The 22,362-nt window shown below is 53.9% G+C and carries 17 protein-coding genes and 3 pseudogenes; 9 read left to right on the top strand and 11 right to left on the bottom strand.

Translation table 11 applies throughout. The features are described from left to right. Positions 1-211 precede the first annotated feature (211 nt). From HX866_RS27675 to HX866_RS27665, 3 genes are all read left to right on the top strand, one after another. Complete coding sequence (locus tag HX866_RS27675; protein WP_177101010.1) at positions 212-787, top strand: TetR/AcrR family transcriptional regulator; 576 nt, start codon at positions 212-214, stop codon at positions 785-787. 211 nt (positions 788-998) lie between these two features. Continuing rightward, positions 999-1,133 carry a hypothetical protein gene (locus tag HX866_RS27670; protein WP_256261192.1) on the top strand — a complete coding sequence of 45 codons (135 nt, stop codon included), beginning with the start codon at positions 999-1,001 and terminating at the stop codon, positions 1,131-1,133. Positions 1,134-1,534: 401 nt separating this feature from the next. Further along, the gene (locus tag HX866_RS27665) at positions 1,535-2,512 is read left to right on the top strand and encodes an aldo/keto reductase (RefSeq protein WP_177140821.1); all 978 of its coding nucleotides are present in this window, start codon (positions 1,535-1,537) and stop codon (positions 2,510-2,512) included. Here the strand turns inward: HX866_RS27665 and HX866_RS34905 are convergent. The 10 genes and pseudogenes from HX866_RS34905 to HX866_RS27615 form a co-directional block, all read right to left on the bottom strand. Next, positions 2,505-3,016, bottom strand: a pseudogene (locus tag HX866_RS34905) (hypothetical protein); the annotation flags it as partial. The gene HX866_RS27665 and the pseudogene HX866_RS34905 sit on opposite strands and share 8 nt — an antisense overlap. Positions 3,017-3,022: 6 nt before the next feature. Beyond that, positions 3,023-3,988: pseudogene (locus HX866_RS27655) on the bottom strand (IS110 family transposase); the annotation flags it as partial. Positions 3,989-4,249: 261 nt separating this feature from the next. After that, positions 4,250-4,510: pseudogene (locus HX866_RS27650) on the bottom strand (transposase); the annotation flags it as partial. Positions 4,511-4,699: 189 nt separating this feature from the next. Beyond that, positions 4,700-6,370, bottom strand: coding sequence for a glycoside hydrolase family 3 protein (locus HX866_RS27645; protein WP_177101006.1), 1,671 nt, complete (start codon positions 6,368-6,370; stop codon positions 4,700-4,702). 78 nt (positions 6,371-6,448) lie between these two features. Beyond that, a complete protein-coding gene (locus tag HX866_RS27640) occupies positions 6,449-7,897 on the bottom strand; it encodes an OprD family outer membrane porin (RefSeq protein WP_177140820.1) in 1,449 nt (482 codons plus the stop codon). Between the two features lie 88 nt (positions 7,898-7,985). After that, positions 7,986-9,236: an MFS transporter gene (locus HX866_RS27635; protein WP_177140819.1), complete on the bottom strand. Its 1,251-nt coding sequence runs from the start codon at positions 9,234-9,236 to the stop codon at positions 7,986-7,988. Between the two features lie 210 nt (positions 9,237-9,446). After that, a complete protein-coding gene (locus HX866_RS27630; protein WP_177140818.1) occupies positions 9,447-10,427 on the bottom strand; it encodes a sugar ABC transporter substrate-binding protein in 981 nt (326 codons plus the stop codon). 36 nt (positions 10,428-10,463) lie between these two features. Continuing rightward, positions 10,464-11,432, bottom strand: a complete 969-nt coding sequence (locus HX866_RS27625) for an ABC transporter permease (protein ID WP_177140817.1) — start codon at positions 11,430-11,432, stop codon at positions 10,464-10,466. A gap of 16 nt (positions 11,433-11,448) precedes the next feature. After that, entirely contained in the window at positions 11,449-12,456 is a 1,008-nt protein-coding gene (locus tag HX866_RS27620) for an ABC transporter permease (protein WP_218179783.1), read from the bottom strand. Further along, a complete protein-coding gene (locus tag HX866_RS27615; RefSeq protein ID WP_177140816.1) occupies positions 12,453-13,964 on the bottom strand; it encodes a sugar ABC transporter ATP-binding protein in 1,512 nt (503 codons plus the stop codon). Before HX866_RS27615 ends, HX866_RS27620 begins: the two co-directional genes overlap by 4 nt. 430 nt (positions 13,965-14,394) lie before the next feature. On the opposite strand from HX866_RS27615, the gene HX866_RS27610 reads away from it, so the two are divergent. Further along, a complete protein-coding gene (locus HX866_RS27610) occupies positions 14,395-15,333 on the top strand; it encodes a helix-turn-helix domain-containing protein (RefSeq protein WP_177100995.1) in 939 nt (312 codons plus the stop codon). A gap of 459 nt (positions 15,334-15,792) precedes the next feature. Continuing rightward, the gene (locus HX866_RS27605) at positions 15,793-17,034 is read left to right on the top strand and encodes a carbohydrate porin (protein WP_256261191.1); all 1,242 of its coding nucleotides are present in this window, start codon (positions 15,793-15,795) and stop codon (positions 17,032-17,034) included. 191 nt (positions 17,035-17,225) lie between these two features. On the opposite strand, the gene HX866_RS27600 is transcribed toward HX866_RS27605, so the two are convergent. Further along, complete coding sequence (locus HX866_RS27600; protein WP_177100991.1) at positions 17,226-17,624, bottom strand: EthD domain-containing protein; 399 nt, start codon at positions 17,622-17,624, stop codon at positions 17,226-17,228. A 276-nt stretch (positions 17,625-17,900) separates the two neighbouring features. Between HX866_RS27600 and HX866_RS27595 the strand changes: the two genes are divergently transcribed. From HX866_RS27595 to HX866_RS27580, 4 genes are all read left to right on the top strand, one after another. Continuing rightward, the gene (locus HX866_RS27595; RefSeq protein WP_177100989.1) at positions 17,901-18,830 is read left to right on the top strand and encodes a helix-turn-helix domain-containing protein; all 930 of its coding nucleotides are present in this window, start codon (positions 17,901-17,903) and stop codon (positions 18,828-18,830) included. Positions 18,831-19,012: 182 nt separating this feature from the next. Continuing rightward, positions 19,013-19,915, top strand: a complete 903-nt coding sequence (locus HX866_RS27590; protein WP_177140814.1) for a DMT family transporter — start codon at positions 19,013-19,015, stop codon at positions 19,913-19,915. A gap of 51 nt (positions 19,916-19,966) precedes the next feature. Next, positions 19,967-20,854: an arginase family protein gene (locus tag HX866_RS27585; protein WP_177100985.1), complete on the top strand. Its 888-nt coding sequence runs from the start codon at positions 19,967-19,969 to the stop codon at positions 20,852-20,854. A 492-nt stretch (positions 20,855-21,346) separates the two neighbouring features. Then, positions 21,347-22,318 carry a quinone oxidoreductase family protein gene (locus tag HX866_RS27580; RefSeq protein WP_177140813.1) on the top strand — a complete coding sequence of 324 codons (972 nt, stop codon included), beginning with the start codon at positions 21,347-21,349 and terminating at the stop codon, positions 22,316-22,318. Positions 22,319-22,362: the final 44 nt, after the last annotated feature.

Genomic DNA, 22,362 nt, shown 5'->3' with positions numbered 1-22,362 from the left:
CCACGCTGGCCGAGATTTTGTCGCTGGTTTTCGTTGCAAGCAGTGCTTTAAAGCTCATCTTTTCTCCTGGAGGCCCCTTAGGGCCGTGATTACAGTTTCGTTGATTTGCAGCAGGTCATCTGCTGCAGGTTTATTTAGATTACAGTCAACATGCAATTTATAGTACAGTCATAATCTAAAATGTCAACGGTGTCCGAGAAGGAGAACGCTCATGAGGGTTAGTAATGTGGAGGCGGCTCAAAGCCGCGAGAGAATCATCGAGGCCGCCGCCAGTCAGTTCAGAGCGCGCGGCTTCGACGGTATAGGAGTCGTCGACCTGATGAAGGCCGCCGGGATGACCAAAGGTGCTTTTTATGGGCACTTCGAGTCAAAAGAGGAATTGATGGCAATTGCCACAATGCGCGGACTGGATAGCCTGGTGGAGGGATGGCAACAGCTGGCGGAGACCGAAGGAGAAAATGCGCTGCATGCATTCGCCGCCGAGTATCTGTCCTTGGATCACCGTGACAACCCTGCTGATGGATGCACAGTAGCCACCCTAGGGGCTGAGAGCGCTCGTCACGGCGCGTTGGTACGCGGTGCATTCACCAAGGGTATACGTGCAGCTGCGGACCTGCTCACAAACCTAGTGCCAGGAAAGTCAGCGCGAGCCAGGAGAGAGAGAGCTTTGACGGCTTACGCGAGCATGGTGGGTGCAGTCGTCCTCGCACGAGCAACCGATGACCAGGACTTTTCCGAGGAGTTGCTGCGATCCGTACTGAAATCTATTGCACCTAATCGGACATAACTATCAAACAGTGGCTTAGGCTTAGCCGTATGCGTCCGAGCAAATCACCTACCCAGCTCTGCAAAGCCCAGACATGGTGTGCACTTCAAACGGCTTACGTATCTTCATCGAGAATCTGCGTTGAAATTCTGCACCCGTGCGACACGGTCAAAGTGAACTGGCCAACTGATAGTGTCGCTGCCTGCCCCGCATTCCTTAGAGACCTGCTGGGATGATCCTCATCGACGCTATCTGCCTCGCCATCGAGTTCTTGGAAATGCTTGCTGGCACTGAAACTGCGCTGCCCAGGCTGATCGCTATGTTCGGCGCGGCGCACCCGCACTGTGCTTATCTATTCAAGAGCTGAGATAGACCAACCCGTTAGGTGATCCTTTGACAGGTGAGCCTATATCAACTGCAGTAGCGCATGTTCTGACGGTGAAGTGGCAGCCACTTATGAGGCATCAACAATCCCTTCTGTGGCCTCAGCAAGCACTGCCCCACGTGACTCGGAATGCGCGCCGCCACCTCAACGATATGCGCATGCGTGATTTCTTTAGATTGAGCTTTACGATTTTCGATATGACGATCGTCATTTTTCTCTTGATTAAATGTCACCTATAATCTTAATCTCGCGAACAGGCACACCAATACAGTTACGTATCTGCCGCCCTCCATCGTGGCAATGCTGCCAAGGACTAGCCTACAGCAGCCCTGACAGGGGACACCGGCAGTGAACTCGGCGCGATTCAAGGATAGGAGCACGACATGAAATACACGTTATTTGGGAAGACCGGCCTACGCGTCTCGCAACTTGCGCTCGGTACAGGGAGTTTTGGAACCCGATGGGGCTATGGTGCCGACGCTGATGAAAGCAAGGCGATTTTCAACGCTTATGCGGAGGTAGGCGGTAATTTTATTGATACAGCGGATATCTATCAGTTTGGTCAAGCGGAGGAGTTTCTCGGCACCCTGCTCCATGGACGACGCGAGGAATTCGTCTTGGCGACCAAGTTCACCAATGGGGCTGAACCCAATGCGAACCCGCTCGTTACCGGAAATAGCCGCAAGGCCATGATTGCCTCCGTTGAGGCCAGTCTCAAACGACTCAAAACGGATCGGATCGACATCTACTGGGCGCATCATCCCGATGGGGTCACCCCTGTGGAGGAAATCATCCGTGGCTTCGAGGACCTTGCACGGTCCGGCAAAATCCTCTATGCGGGCCTATCAAATTTTCCGGCTTGGCGAATAGCCCGTGCGGTTACCTTAGCGGAGCTGAAAAACACAGTCCCAATTGCGGCCGCACAATTCGAACATAGCCTAGTTCATCGGACACCAGAGGCAGAATTATTTCCAGCGTCCCTGGCTCTAGATCTGGGCGTCGTTACGTGGTCGCCATTAGGCGGCGGTATGCTCACCGGCAAATACCGACAGGGCCAGAAGGGCCGCGCTGAAGGGTTCGGCGGCAAAGTATTTCAGGCTGAAGACTCGGCGCAGCGCACTCAAATTCTCGATACGGTTCTCAGCATCGCGGGTGAACTCGGTGCCTGCCCTGATCAGGTTGCCATTGCCTGGGCTGGAACTCACGGTGCTGTTCCAATTATTGGCCCGCGCACTGTTGCGCAACTCACAAGCAATCTAGGCTCGATCTCGCTGCAGCTTTCACCTGTGCAAGTTGGCCGTCTTGACAGCGTAAGTCGCATCGACCCGTCTACGTCGGCACGCAATGTAGTGGTCAACTGATCCTGGACACGATGTTAAGTTTTTCTCTGCCTGAGCCGGTGGCAGCCCGCCGTTAAACTGGTGCGCTCGAACCCAGTTGTACCGGTGCATCAAAAAATGGCTGATATCCCGCTGAGCTTCTTGAGCTGTCATGTAACCCACGGTCGGTATTCACTCGGTTTCAGGCTTCTGAACACCCGCGCCATCGGCGCCTTGACGCTCCTATGTCAACCGGTGCTCCTCGACTCGCCCAAGTCGGCCAAAATCAGTGGGTATAAGCCTCGGATGATGTAGCGCTTCAGACATCTTTGAATTTCTTTGCATGACAGCCCTTCAACCGTTCTACGCGCTACATAGCCTCTGGTTCTTGGGTCGCTGCGCATTCGCACCATAGCGATGGTCCACAGTGCATTGCTTGCTGACCAACTCCAGCTCGCGCATCAGGCTACGCACCTTGAAGCGGCCGATCTGCTCGCCGTCGTCCAGCATCATGACCATGACGCTGCGACTGCCGGGAGCACTGCGGCCTTAGCCGGGGGCGAGCGTCAGCCAGGAAGTGAAATGGTGGCAGGTACGCCATCGACTCAGATCCGTGCCGCACTCGGCGACCAGCCGCAGAGCCAAGTAGGGGCCGATTCCGTGGATCTGTGTCAGATCAACACCGACCAGTTGATAGAGCAAGGTACGTACATCGAAATTGAGCGCGTTGGGTTGTCGAGTGTTATGCCGTGGTTTTGGCAACGGCTCGACAGGTGATACCTTTTCTTGCGAGAGCTTGAGCAGCGTTTGTGCAATCTGCTGGTCGCAAACCAATAGCTGCGCTTGATAAGCGTCATACATGGACAGCGCCTGCGTCAAAGCGAAAACGTGCTCAGGCTGGTAGTTGCCGACCAGCGATGCCTCAATCACATCAATACCCGCCTTGCAGCGCTTGTCACTCAGCGCCGCTAACGAGGAAGGACTGCGCTCGCCTGCGACGATGGCGCGGATTATCCGCATCCCCGACAAGCCGGTGATATCGGCCACGACGTGATGCAATTGCAGGTTCATGTGCGTGAGAGCTTTTTGCATGTGCTGAATATGTGCGGCGACATAGTCGAGATGACGCTCCCGCAGCCTCAAATAGCTGCGTAAGGCCGAAATCTCACGATCCGGATGAAAGCTGGCGCGCAGCAAACCGCAGGCATGGAGTCGTTGTATCCACTGCGCGTCATTTACATCGGTTTTGCGTCCTGGCACTGCACGGGCGTCGCGGGCGTTGGCCAATACCACCTGAAGACCATGCGCTTCCAAAATTTCGTAAACCGGGATCCAGTAAACGCCTGTCGACTCCATTGCGACCGTCGTTATGCCGAGATTGACCAGCCAATTGGCCATGCGATCTAGATCGGCGGTGAAGGCCTTGAAGGTTTGAACGGATTCTTTGGCAAGGTCGGCGGGAACAGCCACCACATGAAAGCGTGAGCCAATATCAATGCCCGCTGCGCGATCATGAATGACCGGTAACCCTCACTGCTTGAGATCGTGCTTTTTCATGAGTACCTCCAGTCAAGTTGAACTGGACGGGGACTCGGATCAAATCACCTTCCTAAACGGGGTCACGGTACGCGCCACCACTAACGGGTCCGCAGCTTCCCCTGGGTCAAGTTTTTTGACGGGTATTTAGCCTCCAAAAAGCCAGCGACCACTGTCCAGTGGGGGAAGTGTAGAGCACGGTGTTTCTAGTTCAATGGGCCGCGGAGAGCCGGGGAGGCGGTTTTTTAAGATCGATTTTTCCCGCTCAAGGCGAGCAATCCGGGCTTCCAGTTCTTGGATTTTTTGCTGTTCCGGGGTCAACGCTTTGCTCTGCGGGGTGACGCCTTTGCGCTCCTGCTGAATCTGGTCGACCCATCGGCGCAATGCTGACTCGCCGACACCGAGCGAGCGGCTGGCTTCGATGAAGCTGTAGTTTTGCTTGAGCACGAGGTCGGCAGCCTCGCGTTTGAATTCAGCTGAAAAGGTACGGCGCTGTTTGGTCATCTGACACCTCGTTCTGGCGAGCATTCTCGCTTAAATGGGTGTCCGGAATCATTAGACCACTACACGACCGTACCGTTGGTCATAGACCCTGCTTCATCGTGCCAAGTGCACAAACAACAAAAAAACCACCGTGCAGACGGTGGGTTTTTTGTTTATCCATCACAGCGCAGACAGGTTTTAGAGCAAGCCTCAGTAACGCGCATCCTCAAGACCGCAAAAGGCGTCCACTGGGCTATGGGTGTTCCACGGCTGGCGCCCGAGAAGAGCCTCCACAACTGACGCCTGCATCGTATCCAGGGTCGAGTAGGCATTTATGTAGGTTGGGACTCGCGGTGCATCGTATAAATAATAGGGATGACCAAAGGAAATCATGACGCTGGGGATGTCGTGCCAATAGCGCTCCATGGATCGACCGAGCTTGCCCATCAGGCTGACCCAGTCAATGTAAATCCTCGACCTCGTCAGCAGAGACTCCTGACCAAACAGGTACATGATCAAATCAAACTTTTCAGCGCTCACCTCCGTTTCGCTGTTGTAGAGCGTGATGTCGAAACCCTCGGTTTTCAACAATGCCGGCAGCGTGAAATCGAACGGTGAGCCTTCAAGTAGCGGGTGGAATATCCCTTGGGTAATCACCAGTACCTTGCGGTGTTTTCCCCGGGTGAGCGGCAACAGGTGCTGTGTATCCTTGACAAGCGTGGGCACTCGAGCTGTCACGGCGTTGGCCTGCTGTCTGTTGGTGGGATTGGAGAAGGCTTGCTCGCACGCCTCCCACTCCGGCAGCCACGAGCGCTTGTGAAGACCCAGCGAAGCCTTCATACCCAACAAACGAGCGACCGCATCATCCAACCGTTGCTGACTCAGGCGTCCGTCGTGATAACCCGACAGCACCGCCTCGAAATCGGCATCCAGGTCCTTGACGAAGAGGATCATGTCGCAGCCGCTTTCTATCACCTCAGGCAGCATTTCACGTCTAGACCCCCATGCCCCCAGACCGCCCATCTCGGTGGCATCCGAGACAATGACACCATTGAATCCAAACTCCTCTCGCAACAACTGCTGATTCAACAGCCGGCTGATTGACGCGGGCCGGTGCGCCTCAACGCCCGGGTTCTCCACGACAGATCGAATGTATGCGGGAAAGGCGATATGCGCAGACATCACCGACATGACGCCCGCATCGATACTGCTCTTATACAAGTGGCCGTAGGTTTCACGCCAATCTTCAAGTGACAGCGGGTTCGATGTCGTGACCAAGTGCTGGTCGCGATCATCGTAGCCTTCACCCGGCCAGTGCTTCAACGTTGCCGCTACACCATTGGCCTGCATCGCCTGAACATGCGCATGGGCGTGGGCCTGAATCAGTTCAACGTTGCTACCAAATGAACGGCACCCAACGATGGCACTGCGAAAGGCTTTATTGATATCAATGACCGGAGTAAACGACCAATTTACGCCAATGCCACGTCCCTCCTGGGCGAGCAACGCCGTCATCTGCGCAGTCGCTTCAACATCATTCACCGCAGCAAGCGCCAACTGGTTCGGAATCGGTGTACCAAAGGAAAAGCTCTGGCGGCTGCCTTCCAGATCCGCACTCACCAGAGGGGGAATACTCAGGGCCGCCTCGAAGGTTTTCATCTGCTCCCACTCATAACGCAAATCGGCAGAATAAAAACGGGTAAAACCGCCGGGTTTGAACTGTCTGATTAGCTCAAAGTCTTTTTCGTCATTGCCCAACAACAGCAGATTGAACAGTTGGGCAATTTTTTCTTCGACCGATAAGGCTTGGTGCGTTTTTATCACCCAGGCCAAACTTTGCTCATCCAGATTGAAGGGAGACTTTTTTAAATACTCGAACATCAAACACTCCTAACGCTTATGACTACCCAAGAAAACACTCAACACCGGAGATTTTTCCGGCGGCCAACCCTGTTTTTTTCAAAAAAACTTTATAGGCAACTCACCGACCAGCAACAGCTCATTCGCATCCCCCGTCAATTGACCGCCCGTGGCCCGGTGAACGACATAACCCACCCTGATGGAGGCATCTTTGAGCTTCCCGGATTGAAAGACATAGGTCGGCGAGACGCCTATTTCATGATGGCGACCATTAGTGACACCGTTCATAAACCCCTGATAGACGCCACCTTTATAGTCCGAGCCGTCGATATCCCAGCCCGCTACTGCCCAGCTGTACAACAACAATCCAGGTAAACCGACATCAGCGAAATTACGCGTGTACATAACCTGTAGTGATTTCTCGTGGGGGCCTTGGTAGTCCGAGTACAAGGTATTGGAAAAATAAATACTGTTGGTCTCATTCAGGTAATCAAAAAGAGAATCACCCAACACCTGCTGATATTTGACCAGCACGCTGTGCACACCCCATTCGGTCGTCAATCCGACGATCGCCATATCAACGGTATCCTTACCGGCCAGCGCCTTACCTTGAGCATGACTGCTGTAATAAGCCAACTCGGGCGTGACATGTATACCGCCGTCGAAATCCAGGCGCTTTTTAGCTTCCAGCAAATATTGAGTGGCGACATCTTCCAATTGATTAACGTGAGCCGTCGCTGCAAAGCCACCCGAACCCGTAAACTCTGCGCCTGCATAACTGGCACGATCCACACGAATGGATTGTGCGTAGCTCATGGAAAGTGGCTCTTCATTGGTGCTGTTACGCCCAATCACCCGGGTGACACTACCGGCCTTTAAAACAAAGCCCTCCATCTCATGGCTCGCCAATGTTGCGCCATAAAAGCTAGCGGGGAATGTCCTGTTGTAGTTTGAGTGAAGCAAAGGAGAGTCGATGACTTGCCGGCCCAGTTTCAGTTCAGTTTCCGAGATCTTGAATTTCACATCGGCAACGGACAGCTTCGACCAGTTCCGGTTGGGCTCGCCTTCATTGTCGGTATTGGCCATATCCGCAGACAGCGACGTGGTACTGCGATTACCGTACACCGTCGTGCCATTCATCAAGCTGGCATCCACCCCCATCCCTAGGGGGCCTTGGGTGTAACCTGACGTGAAACTCAGCGTAGTGCCCAACGTGGCCAATTGCGCCGAACTTTTTGTGTAATTGAAAGGTTGCCCCTGTGAGTCTTTATCCTGGTAGCGTAAACCGGGTTCCGCATTGAACAGCCGACGAAAGTACAAGCGCTCAAATAAATTGAGATGACTACCGGCGAAAAACCCCTGCTCCTCAGCTTCATGTGCATTGGCCACATAAGCACTGACTTTCTTGATGGTGTCCGGTTGGCGTACTTCATCGTCCGGCGGCGACTCAGCATCATGTGGATCGAGCCGGGATGCTTCCGCATAAACTGCAGGAGAAAACAGCAGACAAAAAAATACCGACGCAAGCACTTTACTCGCAGAGACCATAAGCAACTCCCAGCAGAATATTTATCTGACATTTAGACACTTATTGAAAGGCGCCCTTAATAAAACCGCCATAACAAAGCCCTGCTGTTTACTTGACCCCTTTGACCCCATACACAGACAGCGCCGACAGCAGCGCAAAGCTCGCACTGCAGATCAGCAAGGAGGCGTAACCGCCCAAGTGAACGATGATCAGGGAGGCAATCAAGGGAGAGACAACCTGTGCGGCGGCGCTGGCAATATTCATAATGCCGAGGTCACGTGCCTGGCTGGTGGGATCAGGGAGCACTTCCGTCGCCAGCGCCGCATCGACCGCCATGTAGCATCCAAACCCAAGGCTGTTTAATATGCCAAACGCCAACATCCCATTGTAAGTGGGATAAATGAACGGAATCACCGCAGCACAACTCATGCACATGGCGGAAATGAAAACCAGAAAGCGCCGTTTCCCCAACCAGTCAGAAACAACACCACCCAGCAGGGTTGAAGCCGCCATCGCCATCATCGCGAAGATGTTGATCGACACTAGCGCTTGCGTCGGTGAAACATCTTCCGGAAGTTTTATAAAGTCTTTGAGCAGATAAAATTGATAACCGGCCAATGACATGAAGGCAATGACCATCATTAATCGGCTGAAAAAAACCCAGAAAAAGTCGCGATGAGATAGCGCGGAAAAAAACTGCCTTGCCGCCACGATCAACGACACCCGGCTGGCCTTGGCTCCCCTGGAGACGGCGGTATCGGGATTCAACAGCACGAACAGAATCGCCGTCGCCAGCGTGATCCCACCCAACAGATAATACCCGGAAGTATCGCCGACAAACCTCGAAGCGATTGCCGTTCCGACGATAGAACCTGCGGGAAATGCCAAGCCCATCATCGAGGACGCCAATCCTCTCCAGCGTGAGGGTACACGGTCCGGAACGACGGCAAATATCGCCGACTGGTAGGTGTTCATGGAGGCCTGTAACAGGCACATCCCCAAAACAATACCAAAAACCGTTTGCTGCTCGGCCATGTAGGCCAAGGCCGCGAAGACGGCTATCGCGCCTGTGACAATCCATGGCGTACGTCGTCCGAATTTACCGACCGTTCTATCGGAGAGCATTCCAGCCAAGGGATTGGCGATAATCGCGACGATGGCGGCAATGCCGGTGACCATCCCCAGAATCTCGACCTTATGAACCGAGTCCAGCGACTCAACCCTGGTCGGCAATAGCACTTGTAGAATGGCAAGATTCACCACGTACATCGCTGTATTGCCCGCAAATATCGACAACATGATACGCACAAGCCAGCCATATCCGGATGAAACAAACGTGCCATCCGTTGCTTTACTCATCCCACTCATCAATTAACCCCACGTGTTTTTTATTATCATGGAAAATGCAGCAAAGCCGCCGGAGACAACTATCCCGAGGACGATTCGATGATAATTATTTTGATAGACGATACTTGACTCGGCGCGACATTTGCCTTGTCCCGGAGCGTCTTTATAGAGGCCGCTCGAGACCGCGACTGATATCGACATTCGGTATAGCTGCCGGCGCTCTTAACCTGCCGGCCAAGGCTTGCAGACGTCATCAATATTGGCGTTGGTGACGGCGGGCATTGGAAGTATCTTCATTTTCTCTAATGGTTTTCCCGCCAGATAGTCGACAACGTTATCGATTGCATAGCGCGCATCATCAACCGGAGACTGCAGAACGGTTGCATATAACTTGCCCGCTTTTATCAGACTCACGCCGGTAGGCTCACACCCGACACTGACGATCGAGAGCTTGCCAGGATCCATTCCTGCCCGCTCCAGCGCGACGATCGAACCGGCAACCATCGCATCTTCATGGGCGTAAATACCTTTGATGCTCTGCCCATAACGCGTCAGCAAGCCGGCTGTCGCATCCGTGGCAATCCCCTGATCCCAGTTGCCCGGTTGAGTTCCGACTATTTTTATATCAGGGGCAAGTCTGGCGAGCTCTTCGGAAAAACCACGACTGCGATCAATCACTTGAGCCTGCGAGACGATGCCCGTGATCGTGATCACATCGCCCTTGAGCGCAAATCCCTTGTCTTTGAAGCCATCCACCATCAACTGCGCTGCCAGGCGCCCCTCTGCTTCGTTATCCGCACCGGAATAACTTTTCCAATACTTCTCGAACTTGCGATCCGGCAATACATCCGTTAGCAACAGAGGAATACCCGCCTTGTCGATCTTGCGTATGGCCGGCACCAACGCCGCCCCGTCGATGGCCCACAGCAGGATCACTGCCGGTTTTCTAGCAATGGCCTGATCAATTTGCGATGCCTGTTGTGCAGGGTCGAATTTGTTGGTGACAACTTCAAGATCAAGGCCTTTTTCTTTGGCATAGTCACGCAACGAACTGTTGTAGGCCGCACAATAACTACACACATCATCCGCTCCGAGGAAAATCACCTTGGAGGATTTTGATTCTGCCTGAGCCACTCCCGCAGCAAAAAACACACAGGCACCCGCCAGCCGCAACAGGCGTCGCAATACATTAGCTTTGAACATAATCAACGCTCCGAAACATTGTCGTTTATAGGGAATTCAACCAGGAAATTTACGTGTTTTAAAACTCATTTTCCCAAAGAAACTACCGACATCCCTGTCAAACAACATCACTAACAGCAGCATCAAACCGTTGAATAGCAGAATAAGCGCCGAGTGGGTGCCCAACAGATTCAACCCGTTGTTCAAGACTCCCAATATCATCACACCGACCGCGATATGCAGCGGACGGCCCACCCCCCCTGACAAGGCCACACCTCCGAGGATCGCAGCAGTCGCCGCCTGAAGCAGAAGGTTGGAACCATATTGCGAGGAAGCACTGGCCAAACTGATGGACATCAAAGCACCTACCAGCGCAGCGAACCCACCGGAGAGTGCAAACACTAGATAAATGGAGCTTCTGACATTTACTCCGCTGGCCAGCGCTGCCTTGCGACGACTGCCCGTCGCGATGATATTTCTCCCGAGGCGGGTGAGCCGAAGCAACACCGCGATTCCTACAAAGCAGGTAATCGTGATCAGGCTTCGAGGTGACAATATGCCCAGCACTTGTTGATCCAGCGCATCGGAAGCATCAAAGTTGGAATAGCTCACCACCTGTCCACCTTCAATCCACACAGCCAGGCCGCGCAGTAAAATCATCATCCCCAGCGAGGTGACCAACGACGACACCGCCAGCCAAAGTGTCAGTGCGCCATTGAGCAGCCCCAAGAGCAGGCCGCATCCGATAGCCAGAGCCAAACCCTGTAGAGGCATGACATCGCCGGTCTTGACCATGATCAATCCTGCAACCGCGACAATCGCGCCAATGCTCAGATCGAACTCACCGGCAATCATCGTCAGCGACAGTCCCAACGTCACCAACCCAAGTAAAGCAAAGCTCTGCCCTAACGCGTACAGATTGTCTTTGGCGAGAAAGTCAGGGTTTGCATAACTGAAGAACACGATCAAACAAAGCAGCAGTAAGATGCGAACAACGGCTGAACGGGAATACGTAAAAATTTTCATGAGGTCAGTCTCCCTCTCAGCGGCACAGGCGCAACAACAAGGCGCCCAAGGCCACCGACAGCAGCACTGCCAGGCCTTTGACCATGAGTTGCACTTCATAGGAAAAGTTGTTGACCAGAAGAATGTTGCTGAGCAGTGCCAGAAACAGCGCCCCGACTGCGGCGTCCAGCACTCTTCCGCGCCCTCCCACGATTGCAATGCCGCCGACCAGCACAGCGGATATGGCATTGAAATCCAGCTCTGCACCTACCAGCAAATTACCCGTGGATGACTGAGCCGCGATCAGGATGCCGGCCCCGGCGGCTGTCATCGCCGACACCACGTTGGCCATGACTACCGCCGCTTTAGTCCGCAATCCAGCCATGGCGGCGGCAACCGGATTGCTTCCGGTCAACCGAAGCTCTCGACCCAGCCGCATGCGCTGTACAACCAGATCCAGTACCAACGCAACCAGCAAAAAGACCAAGGCCTGATTTGGCACGCCGGGCACGACGAGGCCCGATCCTAACCAGACGGTGTCACCCTGCCCCATGATGGTTCGACCGCCGGACAGGAGGGACGCAACACCGGTGACCACCGAGGCGACTGCAATCGAGGTAATGATGGAATTACAGCGCAGCCCTCCAATCGCCCACCCCTGGACCAATCCAACCATCAGTCCCATGCTCAGGGCTGCAACTGCGGCAAGGCCGACTCCCGCCTGGACACAGGAGGCGAAGATGATCGACGCGCAGGCCGCTGTCGCCCCCAAAGAAAGCGAAAAAAGGTTCCCGCTCAATGTAATCGTCGCAAGGCCGACAGCCGCAATGCCCACGGTCGCCGCCGCATAGATGATCGCCGCGATATTGCTGGCAGACGCAAAATGGGGAATCCAGAAAAGTGCACTGATAAACAGCACGAGCGTGGCCAGGCGGACCATGGTTGCGTGCATGCGAAGGGGCGAGAACCCCCTTGGCAACCGTCCGGTGCTCAAATGCGCCCATGCCAATTGCAAGCGGGTGTCGCGGGATGATTTGCTCATCATGCGCAAGCCTCCAGGTTGTCGGTGCCATGCAGAATGTCGTGCAAAACGTCATCGCCGGTAATCGTCCACCGAGGTTTGTCATTCACCACCTGACCGCGATACACCGTGATGACACGATCAGCGACCTCCATGACCTCCTCCAGATCCGATGAGTAGAAAACGATGCTCATTCCGGCATTCGTAAGGCCACTCAACCGTTCATAGATTTCGGCACGCGCACCGATATCCACACCTCGGGTTGGCTCATTGAGCAGCAGCACTTTTGGCGTCATGGCAATCGCTTTGGCCAGCGCAACTTTTTGCTGATTGCCACCACTCAATGTTGAGACATCGAGCGTCAGCCGACGCGCGTCAATCTGGAAGTCCTGGGCGAGTTGCAGGGCTTTGCGTTGTGCTTTCTCCCTCACCATGACGCCTGCGACGCTGATGCGGTCGAGCACTTGGGACGTGATATTGATTTCGATGCTTTCGTCGAGGAACACACCCTTCGCTGCCCGGTCTTCAGGTACATACGCGATTCCCGCCTGATAAGCATCATTGATACTGTTGAGGCTCAGGGACGATGCCCCCATGAAGATCTCACCCGACATCTGCTGATGCAGCCCGGCCAGCGCCTCAAGCAAAAGATCTGCCCCGGATCCCAATTGCCCGACCACCGCGACTGTTTCACCTTGCGCAAAGGAAAGGTTGAACGGCCCACACTTGCCATTGATCGCCAGTGCACGAACGCAGAGAGCGGTTTCCGAGCGGGCTTCCAACGCAGGCTTCGCATGATGGGCGCCGCGAATCACCTCACGACCAATCATCACCTTAACCAGCGCCGGGCCGTCCAACGCCGAAGTCAGCTCAGTACACACATGGCGACCATTGCGGAACACCGTCACCCGATCCGTCAGCTCGAAAATTTCATCCAGGCGATGACTGACAATCACGATCGTCGAACCACCGTCCCTAAGCTTGCGCAGGACTGCAAAAACCTTGCGAATTTCCACATCAGAAAGGGTTGCGGTGGGCTCATCGAGCAACAGCACTTTGGCTTCACTGGCAATGCCGCGGGCGATTTCCACCAACTGTTGCTCAGCAAGCGTCAGTTGCTGCGCCAGACTCGCGGAATCGACGTGTTCCAGGCCCACGATGTCCAACAAATTGCGCGCTCGGGCCTTCAGGCTGCCTCGCCAGTACAGAACGCCTCCCGGACAGTTGAGCATGATGTTATCCAGGACCGACAAGTGCGGAACAATCGACAATTCCTGGTGCACAATTGAAATCAGTTCAGGATCAACACGCACACCCAAACGCAGCGGTTTCCCGTGGACGATGATAGATCCACTATCAGGCTTTACCAGGCCGCCGAGTATTTTTATCAATGTACTTTTACCGGCGCCGTTTTCGCCACACAGGCCATGTATCTCACCCGAAAACAAATCAAAGCCCACCTGGCTGAGTGCTTCGACGCCACCATATTTTTTTGTTAACCCACTGGCAAGAAGTACAGTTACACCACTCATAATTATTACTCAACCGTAACCCATAATTTAAAACACACACTCTCCGCCCTCACAACACGGACGAAGAGCTAACTAAGTCAACCCATTCAAACCAGAACTTTCGGCAGATCGACACTCAAACCACTGACGACTGCCTTGTTATCCAGCATAGAAAGGCAACAGACATCCAACCTGTTTCCCCGCGACATTAGCTGGATTCATAGCGACAATTTCCAACGACTCATAACAGTGCGCAACGCACCATTTAAATGCAGAACACCGCGCCTTTCGACCTCAATGAACTGATCGAAACGATGCAGCGTCATTCACATATTAATTAAATAAAGTGTTTACGTAGCGCCTCTATGGGTGAAGGGTCCGCTGACGGCACGTTTTTTGCTCACATGCCTCCAATCAAGACGCCAGATGATCCAGCAGTGAGTAGAGCCCTATGACCGTCACGCAAAGCACAACCCACTTGAAGGCGAAGGAGCGGTTCGCGTTTTGGCAAGACGTCGCGTGCCAGACCTACGTGCGCGTACAGTGCGAATTGAGCGGCGATCGCCCCTTCAATGTCCATGTTGCCCAAACCGACATCGGCAACCTGAAGTTCACCGATCACCGCTGCAACATCGCGATGCGTTACACGCGCCAGGCCCAGGATTTTCGCGAAGACGCCTGCTCGGATTTTCAGTTCATGTTGCTGGAGAGTGGAACAGCCCACGTTACTCAGGAGGGCCGGCAAGCGCTGCTGAATGCGGGCGACATGGTGATCTACGAGGCTTCTCGGCCATTCACCGTGGACTTCCCGGCGCAGCACAAATCCCTCAACTTCAAAATCCCCCACCACCTGCTGTCGCCACGACTGACTCACGCCAGCGAACTCACCGCCATCACGTTAAAAGGCAGCAGCCCGGTTGGCCAGATGGCCGCAGCAGCAATACGCCATAGCGGACGCTTGCAGGAATTACCGACTTTTTCCGCGCAGAACCGCGCCGGCACCAGCTTGCTCGATATGCTCACCACCGCGCTGGACGTGGAGCTGAACCACTATCCGACGCTGCCTACGCGGCACCAACAACTGCTGACAACCATCAAGCTCTACATGATGGATAACCTCGACGATGCCGAGATGAACATTGAGCGCATTGCTCAACGACATAACGTTACTGCCCGGACCATCAATCGGTTGTTCGCCCAGGATGGCACCACCGCCATCCGCTGGTTATGGCAGCAGCGCCTCAATACCAGCCACAAAGCCCTTTGCGACGGGCATTTCAAACAAGTAACCGATGCCGCGCTGAGCTGTGGTTTCAGCGACTTTTCTCATTTCAGCCGATCTTTCAAAAAAGCCTTTGGGGTGTGCCCCCATACATTGATCCAGCGCTAACCCCCTACCCTCTTTCCAACGGGTGCCGTGGCTGCAGGATGTAGCCACGGCAACGCCATTCCCCTATCTGATTCGAAACGTAACACCTCGTTGCCTCGAACAGTATCGTTTATATATTAATTTTTTGTCGTTCCTAATCTATAACTTGTCGCCGTGAATCAGGGCATCCCTCTTTCATCCCGATAAAATCAAATCGCCATAAATTCTAAACAACGGACGATAGTCAATTAACCGCGAAGCGCCTATGCGCTTTAGCAGGCCGACGGCTGCCTGAATTTATTGCTTTAGACCTCTCGCCAACTCGAAAAATCAAGATCAACAATCTGAGGCCCTCCCATGACAGCCCTAAGAAAACTATCAAAACAGTCTGCAATATCGTTAAGCCTCCTCGCACTGTCGAGCACTACACCTTTTTTAACAGCCCACGCAGATGAGGCGTTTAGCAAAGATTCACGATGGATGCTGGGTGACTGGGATGGCACTCGGCAGAAGTTGCTCGATGACGGTTATTCTCTCATCGGGAAATATGTCGGTGAAACGGCAACAAACATTCACGGGGGCTACGACAAAAACAGCAAATTTGGTTACGCCGACCAATTTGTCTTTGGGTTGAATGTCGATCTGCAAAAGACGATCGGCTTGAACAATGCCGATGTTCAGTTGTTCATCACCGACCGAAACGGCAGTGACTTCACCGCCGACCGCCTGCCCGACCCGCGTACCGGCCAGGTAGGCTCCAGCATGGAAGTCGCTGGTCGAGGCCAGATCTGGCGCGTCTCCCAGCTATGGTTTCATCAGGTCTACCTGAACGGCGCTGTGGACCTCAAGGTCGGCCGCGGTTCACCCAGTGAAGACTTTCAAAGCTTCCCGTGCGACTTCCAGAACCTGTCGTTCTGCTCTGCTCAGGCGGGCGTTTGGGCGGCAGATGATTGGTACAGCTTTCCGGTTAGCGTCTGGGGTACACGGGTAAAGGTTCAAGTCGCCCCAGAGTTGTATCTGCAAGTCGGCGCCTACGAACACAATCGTACCGAGCTTGAGCACGACAACGGCTTCAAAATGAGCACCAGTGGAGCCAATGGCGTCAACGTGCCGATTGAGTTGCTGTGGACCCCTCAGCATGCTTTGCTCGGATTGCCGGGCGAATATCGTCTCGGGGCCTATCACATCAACATGCGCGCAAACGACATTTTCGAGGATGCAAACGGCCAGCCACGAGCACTTACCGGTGCTGCGCCAAGGACGCGTAGCGAGCGTACGGGGGTTTGGCTGATGGCTCGGCAGCAGATCGCTCAGTTTGGTTCCGACTCAAACCGCCCCGTCGAAGTTTTCGCCCAAGCCCACGCGAATGATCGAAACACCAGCTTCGTCGACCGTTTTTACAGTGCAGGTATTGTGGCCACCGGAGCCTTTGACTCGCGCCCAAAAGACCAGATCGGGTTGGCCGTTTCGAGTATTCACGTGAACAGCAAAATTCGCGAGGCTCAACAACTGCTGAATCAGAGCTCTGGCGCGTCAACCTACAGTGACCCTGAGTACGTGCCACTGCAGGGCACCGAATACGACAGTGAACTGTACTACGGCATTCACGCTACCAACTGGCTGACGATTCGTCCAAACATCCAGTTCGTGCATAACCCTGGAGCAGTCAAACAGGTTGATGACGCGTGGGTCGGCGGGCTTAAAATCGTCACTCAGTTCTGATCAGGCAACGCTTCGGCGTTTGAGATCTGGAGTGACAGCGCCGCTTGTAAGCGGCGCTGTCACAAATCCGTCCAATCAGAAAACCGTGTGGTTGTTGAGTGGCAGGGTGATTAACTCTACGTAAAAAAGACGACGCTGCACATTTGGCAGCATTGTTGTTACACCAAATTATAAGATCGTTTTAACAACGCTCAAACCACCGTTCGTTTCTGAACAGGCATTGCAATCATCGTCTCAAAATCGATGAATTTCTCGCTGTCGGTAATCACTCCGGGAAGCAACGAGGTGTAATTGGCATCTTCGGCAGTTGCATAGGTATAAATCGAAATTGCGTCGTAAGGCGCTTCACCTGGGATGCTGTAGATATCTCCGAGCGAATCGGCATGCCGAAGCGGAAATTGCTCATAACTCAGTAGCCCACGCGCCAAGGCAGCCATGACCTGCCCGTGCTCTAGGTACAAAGTGAAAAACTCTTCCTGAGTCAGCCCAGGCTTGCGACGCATTACGTATGCAATGGTGTGCATCGTGTTCACATCCATAAAAATTAAAGGACTATTGGAACCAAAAGCGTTGGCTGAGGCTTGACTCAAGGCGTCTGTCCAATTGGTTCAAAGCGACATATCGCTGGTTAGACTCGTAGCGCCTCCGACTCCAAAGCACCCGAAATGGGGCTTCCAAACCGCGCTCAACGCTAGAGTTTCCAAATGCCCACAGCCGAGGCGATCTGATGGATTGCTGCATACGGCGCTTTTGATACTCAGCCGATGAGCTTATGATCCCAGGGGCATACCCATCGTATGTGGCGCCAACTTTCAATGGCTGAAAGCACGAGCGCCATGACGAACGAGTTTTTCCGGAGGCGCTCCATGGCCATTGTCTATCCCACCAGCACTCTCGATGCGAAGGAGCGTTTCGACTATTGGCAAGATGTTGTTTGCTCAACTTATGCTCCAACAGCCAACCGAAAGCTGACAGATGATCAGTTCGACGGATCACTCGATGTCACTGTCAAAGGCGGCGTATCGTTCAGCCGGATCAAATCACTCCCGATCGAGTACGAACGCGGTCAGCGGGATGACGGGAACAATCATTATTTTGTATCCCTGTCCTTGTGCCCTGATGCCTACGTCAATCAGTGCGGGCGTATATCTCGGCAAAGACCAGGAGATATTGTTCTGTTCGATAGCTCGCGCCCTTATACCTGCACCTTTCCAACGGGTGACGATCAGATCGTCCTAGCGGTACCGCGTGCCCTGCTGCAGGCGCACATTCCTGACAATGAGCGATTCCTTAACCGTACGTTAGAAAGCCGATCGCCTCTCGGCAGCCTCGCCAAATCAATGCTTATGGAGGTGTGGAACACTCAAGCACTGCCTGACATTATTGGCCAGCGACTCAATGGTGCATTCCTTGACGTCCTGTCTAGCGCCTTTGAAACGGCCTTCGTCCCCGACACACCCGATCTTGCCTCACACCGAACCAGACAGCTTGAGCGTGTAAAGCAATTTATCCTGGCAAACCTGGAACAGACTGAACTGACAGTAGAAAAAATCTCCAGCGCAACCCACGTGACACCGCGAACATTGAGTCGCCTGTTCGCTACGGAAAACACCACTATCATTCGCTGGCTTTGGCAGCAGCGCTTATGCGCGAGCCACCAAGCATTGATAGCAGGGCGTTTCAACCAGGTCAGCGAAGCTGCCCTCAGCTTTGGCTTCACCAACCTCTCGCACTTCAGCCGTGCCTTCAAGCAGGCGTACGGCATGTCGCCACAGCAACTGCTGCATATCACCTAAGAAAAATGGCCTACCGAGCACAACGGTTGGCAGTTGAAGCAAAGCGTCACCTCCCTTCCCGGCACACCATTGACGTTGTGCAGGCAAAGACCTGTGTTCACTCTAAAAACTTCGGTCTCGCACCAGACGTTTGCTGTCCAATTTTTTCGTAGCTGCCGCCAATTGAAAAATCGAGGTCTATCATGAGCCGAGGCTACGTATACGTATTACTGTGCTACATCCTGGTCGGGATCAGTTACCCAGTCGCCAAAGGGGCAATGGCTGACATCCCAATTTGGCTATTCACCTCCCTGACCTTCGCCATCGGCTTCATTTTGCTACTACCCGTGGTCAAGCTCAGCGACAAGATTGCACTGCACAAGATCGGTCTGCGTGCATGGCTCGCAATCAGTGTTCAGTCTCTTCTGGGTGCTGTTCTCTACACCGTGTTCCTGCTGTACGGATTCGATTCGGCGACAGCAATCGTCGCTTCCGTATTCAGCAGTCTGGCTCCCGCCGCCGTACTGACTCTCTCTTCGTTTTTTCTCAAGGAAAAACTCAGCCTAAGGAAAGTTCTGGCAATCATTTTGGCCATCGCCGGTGTGCTAGTGCTGACGTTGCCGACTGCAGATGGAGCCGGCGAAAACACCTTTGCGGGCATTATCTTCCTGCTGCTATCGACCCTCTCTACTGCCGGTTGCGTGGTTTCGGCGAAAAAACTAGATGTTGATCTTCCACCTGCCACCATGGCAGCGGGCGTATGCCTTACCGGCACTCTGTTCACACTGCCTATGGCGATCGTCCAGGGGCTGTCATTCGATTGGCAGCATCTGACTACAGCAAACGGCTGGGTTATGGCTTATTACGGTGCTTTGGTGTGGGCCGTACCATACGTATTGTTCTTCAAAGGCGTGACTCGTATTCCTGCTAGCGCTACGGGCATGGCAGTAGCTGTGATCCCGTTGGCAGCCTCCTTTTTCTCGATCCTCTTTTACGGGGAACACCTGCGTGCAACCGACTGCATAGCCTTGGTCCTCGTGACCCTTTCCATCATTGCGGCTGAAGCCCGCGAAGCTTCTAAAACTGCATTGGCGCCTGCAGCCTGAGTGATTGCAGGGCTAATTCATTTCAATTCAAGCCAACCCGAAGGTGATTCAATGGCTAGTAACTCCGGCAAAACCCTTCGCCTGCTATTCCCACAATGGCAAGGCGGTAACAACGCTCCCTACTTTTTCGGGGCACATCTGTTGTCGTGGCTCGCGCCTGAGGCCACCGGCCCAGTTGAAGAAGTCCAGGTAGCCAAACCCGATGGTCAGCCTTTACAGATCGAGAACGGAATCGTTGCTCGTGGCGCTCTGCTTGAGCAACTGAGCCATGCTCAACATCTCATAGAGAAGCATCAGCCAGATCGCATGGTGGTTCTTGGCGGTGACTGCTTGGTCGACCTAGCGCCGTTCGCCTATCTCAATGAGCGCTATGACGGTGAACTGGCCGTGCTCTGGGTCGACGCGCATCCTGACATCATCACGCCCAAGGACTTTCAGCATGCCCATGCCATGGTGCTGGGCAACCTTCTGGGTGAGGGAGACGAAGATTTTGCCAAGACCGTAAAGCGCCCGATCAAACCTGCCAACGTTATGTACGCAGGCTTGCAAGAAACGATGGGCGTCGAATCAGCAATGATCGAGCGACTCAGCCTTCGTAGCGCAAGTCCAGATGACCTGGCTCATACCAGCGAACCAGTGATCAAGTGGCTCAAAGAAACGGGTGCTAAACACCTGGCGATCCACCTCGACTTGGACGTGCTGGACCCTGCCTTTTTCCGTTCGCTCTTGTTTGCAAAACCCAACATTCCGGAAGACACCTTCGACGGTATTGCTCAAGGCAAAATGACCATCGAACAGGTTGTGCGATTACTTCGCGACGTTTCAAAAGTAGTAGATGTCGTAGGACTTGGTGTCGCTGAGCATTTGCCTTGGGACGCGCTGGCCCTTAAGAACATGCTGGCAGACCTGCCGCTTTTGGGGAACGCCGCCAAAGACTAACTGAAACGGGCCCGATGCAGGCGCGGGCCCGATCCGTGGCTCTTGCCCTCAGGCAGGTTGTGGCGAAAGCAAGTGCTATCGCAAGTGTCCGGCTATCGCCAACTAATCGCGTACTGACAGAAGTCCATTCGATCGATCCCTGGTTGGAACCAAAACGACTTTATACCTCACAGTTGGCCAGGTGCATCGAAGACCGCGACATCTGCAAGAGTTCGGTTGGAGCTAGCATCGCAGCTCAAATACTCAGGAAAGCGGGCCATCAGACAGATACCGCCCTCCTCAACGCTCGCCTGAGTACCAACGAAGATCTTGCCAAGCGCCCCCCAAATTCTTCAAGTCTTTACCTAGGCGTTGAGAGATTGTCTGTCGAGATTCGCGCTATAGCAGAGGCGGTGCAGGCCTCTCCAGCGAAGCAATGAGATTCAGCTCATGGGCTCAGTTACCTGTAGTCCTGCAAAGCGTCGTGTGTTATTCCACTCAAAGGATAAAATGATGAAAGCCCTCGTTGTCACCCAGTTCGGGCAGACGCCCAAAATGGAAGTCCAGGAACGCCCGATACCTACCCAGAAACCGGGCTACACCTTGGTCAAGGTGCATGCGGCTACTGTGAACCCACTCTCCAGCCAAGTGAGCGCGGGCATCGTTGTTACCGCTAAAGCACCCATCGTACTTAGCAACGACGGATCTGGAGTTGTCGAGCAAAGCGATGCGTTCAAACCCGGTACCCGTGTAGCAATCTTTGGCGGTGGACAACTGGGTATCTCCGAAGATGGGTTGCAGCAACAGTGGGTGCTTGTAGAGAACAAACGCATCATTGAACTACCCTCGGACTATGACCTGGACGAAGGAGCAGCTCTGCCCATCAACTATGTCACCGCACATCAAGCGCTAACACGCGTCGGCCGTGTAGAGCCTGGTCAGACAGTGGTGATTTCCGGGGCCTCTGGTGCACTCGGACACGCTCTGACTCAGACTGCCATCGCGATGGGTGCCATCGTTATTGGAGTGGTTTCCACGCCAGAGAAAGCCAAGCGTGCTCGCCTCAGCGGCGCATCGACGGTCATCGACCTCTCGACTCAAAACCTGAAGGAAGCCGTTCTGGAGGCGACTGACGGTGAAGGTGCCCATCTCGCATTTGACCCTGTTGGCGGGCCGATTCTGGGCCAACTACTCAGCGCTGTTCGTACACGGGGTGCTGTGATTTCGATTGGGTTCGTAGGTGGTATGACAGCCAACATCGACGTTGCTGACGTTGTTATCTACGAGAAGCGAGTACTGGGTTACGACGCTTGGCTGGAATCCGATGCCGATGTTTCAACTACCCTGAGGACGATTCAGGAACGTATTGCAATAGGCGCTCTACGCCCATCGATCGACAGTACGTTTTCAATGGATCAGTTCGCCGATGCCTACGCACGACTGGGGCCTCGCGAAGCGATCGGCACCATCTTATTGAAGGTCTGAAAGCTCACTTCACACTGATCAACGGCCTGATCTGCTAGCGATCT

This window comes from Pseudomonas gingeri (genome assembly GCF_013386165.1).
Taxonomy (GTDB): Bacteria; Pseudomonadota; Gammaproteobacteria; order Pseudomonadales; family Pseudomonadaceae; genus Aquipseudomonas; species Aquipseudomonas gingeri_C.
Note: the sequence above shows the minus strand (reverse complement) of the source record. Positions and strands in the feature narration are given on the sequence as shown.

Bases quoted from the DNA above. Each gene is read 5' to 3' on its own strand.
- HX866_RS27585 (WP_177100985.1), top strand. From the start codon at position 19,967: ATGGCTAGTAACTCCGGCAAAACCCTTCGCCTGCTATTCCCACAATGG.
- HX866_RS27605 (WP_256261191.1), top strand. From the start codon at position 15,793: ATGCTGGGTGACTGGGATGGCACTCGGCAGAAGTTGCTCGATGACGGT.
- HX866_RS27580 (WP_177140813.1), top strand. From the start codon at position 21,347: ATGAAAGCCCTCGTTGTCACCCAGTTCGGGCAGACGCCCAAAATGGAA.
- HX866_RS27590 (WP_177140814.1), top strand. From the start codon at position 19,013: ATGAGCCGAGGCTACGTATACGTATTACTGTGCTACATCCTGGTCGGG.
- HX866_RS27625 (WP_177140817.1), bottom strand. From the start codon at position 11,432: ATGAAAATTTTTACGTATTCCCGTTCAGCCGTTGTTCGCATCTTACTG.
- HX866_RS27595 (WP_177100989.1), top strand. From the start codon at position 17,901: ATGGCCATTGTCTATCCCACCAGCACTCTCGATGCGAAGGAGCGTTTC.
- HX866_RS27665 (WP_177140821.1), top strand. From the start codon at position 1,535: ATGAAATACACGTTATTTGGGAAGACCGGCCTACGCGTCTCGCAACTT.
- HX866_RS27615 (WP_177140816.1), bottom strand. From the start codon at position 13,964: ATGAGTGGTGTAACTGTACTTCTTGCCAGTGGGTTAACAAAAAAATAT.
- HX866_RS27620 (WP_218179783.1), bottom strand. From the start codon at position 12,456: ATGATGAGCAAATCATCCCGCGACACCCGCTTGCAATTGGCATGGGCG.
- HX866_RS27630 (WP_177140818.1), bottom strand. From the start codon at position 10,427: ATGTTCAAAGCTAATGTATTGCGACGCCTGTTGCGGCTGGCGGGTGCC.
- HX866_RS27670 (WP_256261192.1), top strand. From the start codon at position 999: ATGATCCTCATCGACGCTATCTGCCTCGCCATCGAGTTCTTGGAAATG.
- HX866_RS27635 (WP_177140819.1), bottom strand. From the start codon at position 9,236: ATGAGTAAAGCAACGGATGGCACGTTTGTTTCATCCGGATATGGCTGG.
- HX866_RS27640 (WP_177140820.1), bottom strand. From the start codon at position 7,897: ATGGTCTCTGCGAGTAAAGTGCTTGCGTCGGTATTTTTTTGTCTGCTG.
- HX866_RS27610 (WP_177100995.1), top strand. From the start codon at position 14,395: ATGACCGTCACGCAAAGCACAACCCACTTGAAGGCGAAGGAGCGGTTC.
- HX866_RS27645 (WP_177101006.1), bottom strand. From the start codon at position 6,370: ATGTTCGAGTATTTAAAAAAGTCTCCCTTCAATCTGGATGAGCAAAGT.
- HX866_RS27675 (WP_177101010.1), top strand. From the start codon at position 212: ATGAGGGTTAGTAATGTGGAGGCGGCTCAAAGCCGCGAGAGAATCATC.